Here is a 243-nt window from a genome sequence, read left to right on the forward strand (position 1 = left end):
GCCACCGCGCGCGGTGTTCGGCATCAATACGGAATAACGACCGGCAAGCGAAAGATAAGTGGTGAGGGCTGCGCCTTTGTTGCAGCGCTCTTCTTTAACCACCTGCACCAGAATAATCTGGCGGCGCTTGATCACATCCTGAATTTTATAATGCTTGCGGTGAACACGATTGCTGCCTGGCAGTTCTTCCATCGCATCTTCTGCACCAACGGATTCAACCTGATCATCTTCATCATCATGGTC

Annotated in this window: 1 pseudogene; it reads right to left on the reverse strand. The window is 51.4% G+C overall.

The window, feature by feature from the left end:
• Positions 1-243: pseudogene (locus HBA93_RS22905) on the reverse strand (ribonuclease E/G); the annotation flags it as partial.

It is taken from the genome of Ochrobactrum sp. SFR4 (assembly GCF_019730395.1).
In the GTDB taxonomy this organism is placed as follows: Bacteria; Pseudomonadota; Alphaproteobacteria; order Rhizobiales; family Rhizobiaceae; genus Pseudochrobactrum.